General features: G+C 64.8%; 8 protein-coding genes. 6 read left to right on the top strand and 2 right to left on the bottom strand.

Annotated features, from left to right (window positions below):
• Positions 1-57: 57 nt before the first annotated feature.
• On the bottom strand, positions 58-336 hold the full coding sequence (locus ACTWP6_RS29775; protein ID WP_443189583.1) for a hypothetical protein: 279 nt from the start codon (positions 334-336) through the stop codon (positions 58-60).
• An 88-nt stretch (positions 337-424) separates the two neighbouring features.
• Here ACTWP6_RS29775 and ACTWP6_RS29780 point away from each other — a divergent pair, with 88 nt between their 5' ends.
• Positions 425-802 (top strand): hypothetical protein, encoded by a 378-nt coding sequence (locus ACTWP6_RS29780; RefSeq protein ID WP_443189584.1) that lies wholly within the window; start codon positions 425-427, stop codon positions 800-802.
• A 78-nt stretch (positions 803-880) separates the two neighbouring features.
• On the opposite strand, the gene ACTWP6_RS29785 is transcribed toward ACTWP6_RS29780, so the two are convergent.
• Positions 881-1429 carry a hypothetical protein gene (locus tag ACTWP6_RS29785; RefSeq protein ID WP_239342828.1) on the bottom strand — a complete coding sequence of 183 codons (549 nt, stop codon included), beginning with the start codon at positions 1427-1429 and terminating at the stop codon, positions 881-883.
• Positions 1430-2041: 612 nt separating this feature from the next.
• On the opposite strand from ACTWP6_RS29785, the gene ACTWP6_RS29790 reads away from it, so the two are divergent.
• The 5 genes from ACTWP6_RS29790 to ACTWP6_RS29810 form a co-directional block, all read left to right on the top strand.
• The gene (locus tag ACTWP6_RS29790) at positions 2042-3241 is read left to right on the top strand and encodes a helix-turn-helix domain-containing protein (RefSeq protein ID WP_443189585.1); all 1200 of its coding nucleotides are present in this window, start codon (positions 2042-2044) and stop codon (positions 3239-3241) included.
• Between the two features lie 41 nt (positions 3242-3282).
• Positions 3283-3729, top strand: a complete 447-nt coding sequence (locus ACTWP6_RS29795) for a hypothetical protein (RefSeq protein WP_443189586.1) — start codon at positions 3283-3285, stop codon at positions 3727-3729.
• A 165-nt stretch (positions 3730-3894) separates the two neighbouring features.
• Complete coding sequence (locus ACTWP6_RS29800; protein ID WP_443189587.1) at positions 3895-4044, top strand: hypothetical protein; 150 nt, start codon at positions 3895-3897, stop codon at positions 4042-4044.
• Between the two features lie 52 nt (positions 4045-4096).
• Positions 4097-4276 carry a helix-turn-helix domain-containing protein gene (locus ACTWP6_RS29805; protein WP_443189588.1) on the top strand — a complete coding sequence of 60 codons (180 nt, stop codon included), beginning with the start codon at positions 4097-4099 and terminating at the stop codon, positions 4274-4276.
• Between the two features lie 74 nt (positions 4277-4350).
• Positions 4351-5098, top strand: a 748-nt coding sequence (locus ACTWP6_RS29810; protein ID WP_443189589.1) for an SNF2-related protein, incomplete at its 3' end; no start/stop codon positions are given.

Genomic DNA, 5098 nt, shown 5'->3' on the forward strand with positions numbered 1-5098 from the left:
GGCAACAGCACCAGTGGCCAGCATCGACATGCCCAGAACGGTACCGGCTGTATCAGATCAAATGAGAAAGGCGCGCCGATGTGTCACATCAAATGAGAATGCTTCTGATCGGATGAGAACTGACAGCAGTAGCGCGTCCAGAAGGGCGTTGATGTGCGCGACGGCGCGGTCGTCGAGGCGGACGGGCCCGTAGATGAAAACATGACCGGCGCCGGCGGTCAGTCCGACAGTCTCCGGATCACCACCGGCACGTACATGCATCTCCCAGTGAATGCGCGATCCGACATCATCGGCGCGCGCATCGAGCAAGGCAAGACTGCTCGCTGAAACCCTCACCGGAAGATCGTAAGGGCACCTCAATAGGTTGCTGAGCAACAATTTTCGCTGCGCACCCGCTACCGCGCTACGCAAGACGGTGGGTCGTGTGGTGACGCGCTCGGGGGGCGTGCTGACCAAGAGATTGACCACGGTGTCGCAGACGCGCCTTAGCATCAGCGCCATGCTTGGTTTCTGGGTTACCGCGTGGGCCGGATTGTTTCTCTTCGCGGCGTTGGCTGTTGAGACGTACGTGAAGCGCCGATGGCCATCTCGCAGCACCCTTGGGCTGGGCGCGGTCGTTGGGCTCAGCGCCATCCTGTTCGCGTTCGTTGGTATCGGCGCCCTCGTCGAAGGCGCCCTTCACCGTGCGGCGTGGCTGCGCGACGACGAGATGGCGCTATGGGTCGGAGTCCTGTGCCTCTGGTCCATCTTCGTGTTCGGCGCCCTCCGAGCGATCCCCTGGGTGGTCGCGCAGCGTGAGTGACGATGACACTGCACTTCTAGCTAGCGTGCTGGCCGGAACACTGAAATATCCTGCAGCGCAGCAGAACTGAGACCCAGGTTAACCACCAGCTCGAACAGTGAACACCTCATCGGCGACGCCCGCTAGGGCGGCGCGGGCATCGTCGAGATAGGTGAACATCGTCGCCCGCCCGACGAGGGCCGGATGACCGGGGATTCCCGTGAGGCCGACGTCGAGCCAGTCGCGGTCGAGCCGGTCGGCCGACACCAATTGACGACCAGGCCGGCCGGCGCCGTCGAGGGCAGAAGCGACCGCCATGCCTGAATTCGTCGGCAGCATCGTATGGATGACCTCGGCCACCGCCCAGGCGCGTAGTCGCGAGACTGGCATGAGGTCGTCGACGGTCGCGGCCACCACCGGCAGAACGGTGAATATTGGCATGCCGTCGAAGAATTCGATGTGCTCGTCGAGCGCCGCCTCAAGTTCTCCGCCGTTGAACAGCTCTCCGAAACGGGCCTCCCGAGTGCCCAACTGGGCGAGACGGTCAGCGACCGGCTGGCGGCTCTGTCCGAGCTGCACCAGCACGAAGTCCACCGCGCCAACCGTCACCGCGGGGGAGGCAGCCACCTCGGCGGCCAGATCGGTCATTCGTATCTCTGCTCGCCAATCGCGACACCAACTGACCGTGGCGGCGTCGAGGCTTTCGAAGTGCAGCACCGGCAGGCTCAGCTCCGCGGCGCCCCGCCACGCCACGTGCGGCCGGCGTAGGTACTCGTCGAGGTCGATAGCAGCTGGTGCGCTCATCTGGTTGCACAGTCCGTGGCAGTGGTCGGCATCCTCAATTCGTCACAGTGACGAAATAACGCTACTGGCCCGCAGTAGATGTAGTGCGGTTGACGGGGGACGTGACGGGCACCCCAGTAGAGAACGCCTAAAATTTCACTCGATCGCTGCCGGGCATCATTCGTGCCGGGCGGATGCACTGTCGGTGGCCGCAGGCCCATTCCGCGGCCGGCGCGCTCTTGACGCACGCTATCGACCGAGCTGATCACCGCCGTGACGCTACCGGGCCGACCCCGGACACTGCTTGTCCGGCTCACACACCCTGTTGGCAACTCTGGCAGCTGCTTAAGAACACAGCCGTGAATAATGTTGTGCCACACCGCATTTCGCCGATAATAGCGATTATGTCAACTCACAATTGGCACATGTGCGGACCGACACTTGACGTACGGATACTGTCGCAGAATACTTGGCGGTATGGCAATCCCCCGCCTCGTCGAGTTGATCGACAGGTATCGGACCGCCCACGGCGTCAGCGAATCCGAGGTGGCCCGCCGGATCGGCATGTCTCGGGAGAATCTGCGCAAGTGGCGGATCAACGGTGTCAGCCGCCTCCCGGACCGCGAGAATCTGGCGGCCGTCGCGCGCGTGATCGGCAAGCCCTATCGCGAGGTCGTTTCCGCGGCTCTCTTCGACACCGGGTACCTCACCGACGACCAGGCGTCCACACCGAGGCCTCACGATGAGGTCCTCCACGACACGATCAGCGTGCTTACCGAGGCAACCCGGCTGACCAACCAACCGATGCGGCAAGCGACGTCAGGCCAATGGGAGGTCGATCCCGATCCACGCGCCGCGCTGCGCATCGACTGGGCCGCCTTCGTAACGCTGGCCCTGGCGGGCGCGGCGGCCAACGTTGGGAGTATCGAGGAAGCTTTGGCAGGCCGGCCAGGCTCGTGGGAGGCCGAAATGGTGCGGCGCACACTACAAGCCACGGTCTTCGACGACAAAGACCTACTGCGCCATCGCACCGAGCCGGTCGTGGTCGATCTCTGGGTGGAAAGCATTCTTGCCCAGCTCGACGACGGCAGCGACGACGCCTATGCCGACGCACAACTCGAACTCGATGCCCGCGCCGACGCCATTCCTGAGCCCACCGACCTGCCGCCAGGCCCCTTCTCCCCCAACGACCCTCGCATCGCAGCCGTGGACTGGGTGGACGTGGACGACAACGGCTACCTGATCATCACCCACGATGGCTGGACCGGCGACGCTGACGACGTGGCTCTGCTCTCCGAGCTCTCAGCGGAGGCCGAGGCCTCCCGCGATCCAACCCCCGGCGAGATCGCCTATGAGCAGGCCATGCAGTCGATCGCTGCCCTGGTCGACGCGCTCAATGAGCAGCAGAAACGCGAATACACCGAGTACGCGACCCGGCTCACCGAGGCCATCCACGCGCAGCTCGCAGCCCTAGAGCTGACGGTTCCGCTGTCGATCACCGTCACCCTTGCCCCCGAGACCTGGGCTCACGAGGACTTCGACAAGCACGCACCGACGACGTACTCCAGTAGCACCATCGCTGGCGCCATCGAAAGCGCCGTCATGGAGACCCCCACCCCCGCAGCCCTCCCCGGCAGTCCCCTCGAACGGCTCGAAGCAAGTCGGAAAGGTCAGTAACAACAAGCGAGGTATTTCTTCACCACGTCGAGTGCGGCCCCGTGCAACTGCTCAACAGCGCCCCGACACCGGCCACAGTGCTGGCCAGCCTGCCCGGCCCTGACGGCGCCGCCCAGCTATGCGTTCAGCTGGCGACACCCGTTAAGCACCGCCTCCCTGCGACCGCGTCGGACGCCGACTACCCGCCGGGCCAACTCGGCCGAGACGCACACGGGCCATTCCTGTGGATCTACTACGCGGCTTTGCATCCCCGCGTGCCCGGGACCGACCTTGCCAAGCCTGCCCTCGATCTCCCCATCGACGTCTCCTACATCCTCGACCCCAGCATCGGCCAGGCTGACGTTCTCGACGCCACGAAGATGGTGTGGGTCGCCACCGCGCTCCTAAACCATTCCGCACAGCACTCCCCCACACCGCTGCCTTCATGGCCAGACCTGGAGGACCTCGAACCAGACATCCGCACCGCCGGCGGCCCACCACCCCACTAGGGCCTAGAACAGCGCATTGAGCACGCCCTAGCGCAACTGAGCGCGGTCGCCAGGATTGCGGCAAGGCGGACCCTCCCCCGCCCCCAGTTCCAAGAATCTCCCGCAGTCGATGCCCCCGGCGCCGCCTATACCCTCGACGCCGACAACTGCCTCCACTACCGGTGCATGGATGTACTGACCGGCCAGCCAGGCACGCGTCAAACTGTCGACGCCGACGAGCTGCTGTACTGGATCGTCGACGACGCGTCCCGCGCGGTCGCCTGGAGTTTTGCCTGGGATTCCGTTCCACGACAGAACGGACAAACCGCCGACTAGGCTCGTCCAGACCCGGTCAAACCGGGCTGCACACGGGGAGGGTGGCGTCGCGATGTCTGAGCCTTGGCTCTCGGCGGAGGAGATCGCCGCGCATCTCGGCGTCACGAAGGACACCGTCTACGTCTGGATCGCCGACAAGGCGATGCCCGCCCACAAGGTCGGACGGCTGTGGAAGTTCCAGGCCACTGAGGTCGACGCCTGGGTGCGCGGTGGTGGGGCGGGGGGAAAGTGACGGGCTGCGCGCAAGCAGCCCGTCTGGAGGAGCTCCAGGCGGGCCTACGGCTATCAGGATTGCTCCCGCACCCCGTGACGATCCTGGCCGTGCTTCCACACGGCTCCGACGCGGTCACGGTGACCTACCAGGACGGTGACGGTGGTCTGGGCCAGCGCCTGCTCTACCGCACCGACGAACCTTCGCTATCAATCGAAGCCCCCACCAGTCGCTGGCAGTTCGGCGCCGACCCGGCAGAGTTCCGCCTAGTGGCCGAGGCCCTGCGCATCCGCATGGCCGGCCTGCACGATCCGATGGTCGCGGTGTCCTCCAGCGCCGTGGACCCGCTTCCCCACCAGATCAAGGCGGTGTATGGAGAGCTGCTGCCACGCACCCCGCTCAGATTCCTTCTCGCCGATGATCCCGGTGCTGGCAAGACGATCATGGCCGGTCTGTACGCCAAGGAGCTCATGCTCCGCGGCGATCTGAACCGGATGCTCATCATCGCTCCCGGCAGCCTGGTCGAGCAGTGGCAAGACGAACTGGCCACCAAGTTCGGCATAACCGCCGAACTGCTGTCCCGGGAAATGATCACCAACCTCGTCGACAGCAACCCCTTCACCCGCTACCCGATCCTCATCGCCCGCATGGACCAGCTTGCCCGCAGCGACGACCTGCTGGCCTTGCTGGACGCCAGCGACTGGGACTTGATCGTGGTCGACTTTTCCTCTCGCGCTAACGCTGTGCGACACGTACGCCAACACGGGGAAATGAGGCTGTGTCACACACCTCGAAGGTACTGTTCACGACACCCGATGAGGGTGACTGAATCTGGACGTGTCA

The sequence above is a fragment of the Mycobacterium sp. 4D054 genome, assembly GCF_052245755.1.
In the GTDB taxonomy this organism is placed as follows: domain Bacteria; phylum Actinomycetota; class Actinomycetes; order Mycobacteriales; family Mycobacteriaceae; genus Mycobacterium.

Coding starts and splice junctions, on each gene's coding strand:
- ACTWP6_RS29785 (WP_239342828.1), bottom strand. CDS start 1,429: ATGACCGATCTGGCCGCCGAGGTGGCTGCCTCCCCCGCGGTGACGGTT.
- ACTWP6_RS29790 (WP_443189585.1), top strand. CDS start 2,042: ATGGCAATCCCCCGCCTCGTCGAGTTGATCGACAGGTATCGGACCGCC.
- ACTWP6_RS29800 (WP_443189587.1), top strand. CDS start 3,895: ATGGATGTACTGACCGGCCAGCCAGGCACGCGTCAAACTGTCGACGCC.
- ACTWP6_RS29805 (WP_443189588.1), top strand. CDS start 4,097: ATGTCTGAGCCTTGGCTCTCGGCGGAGGAGATCGCCGCGCATCTCGGC.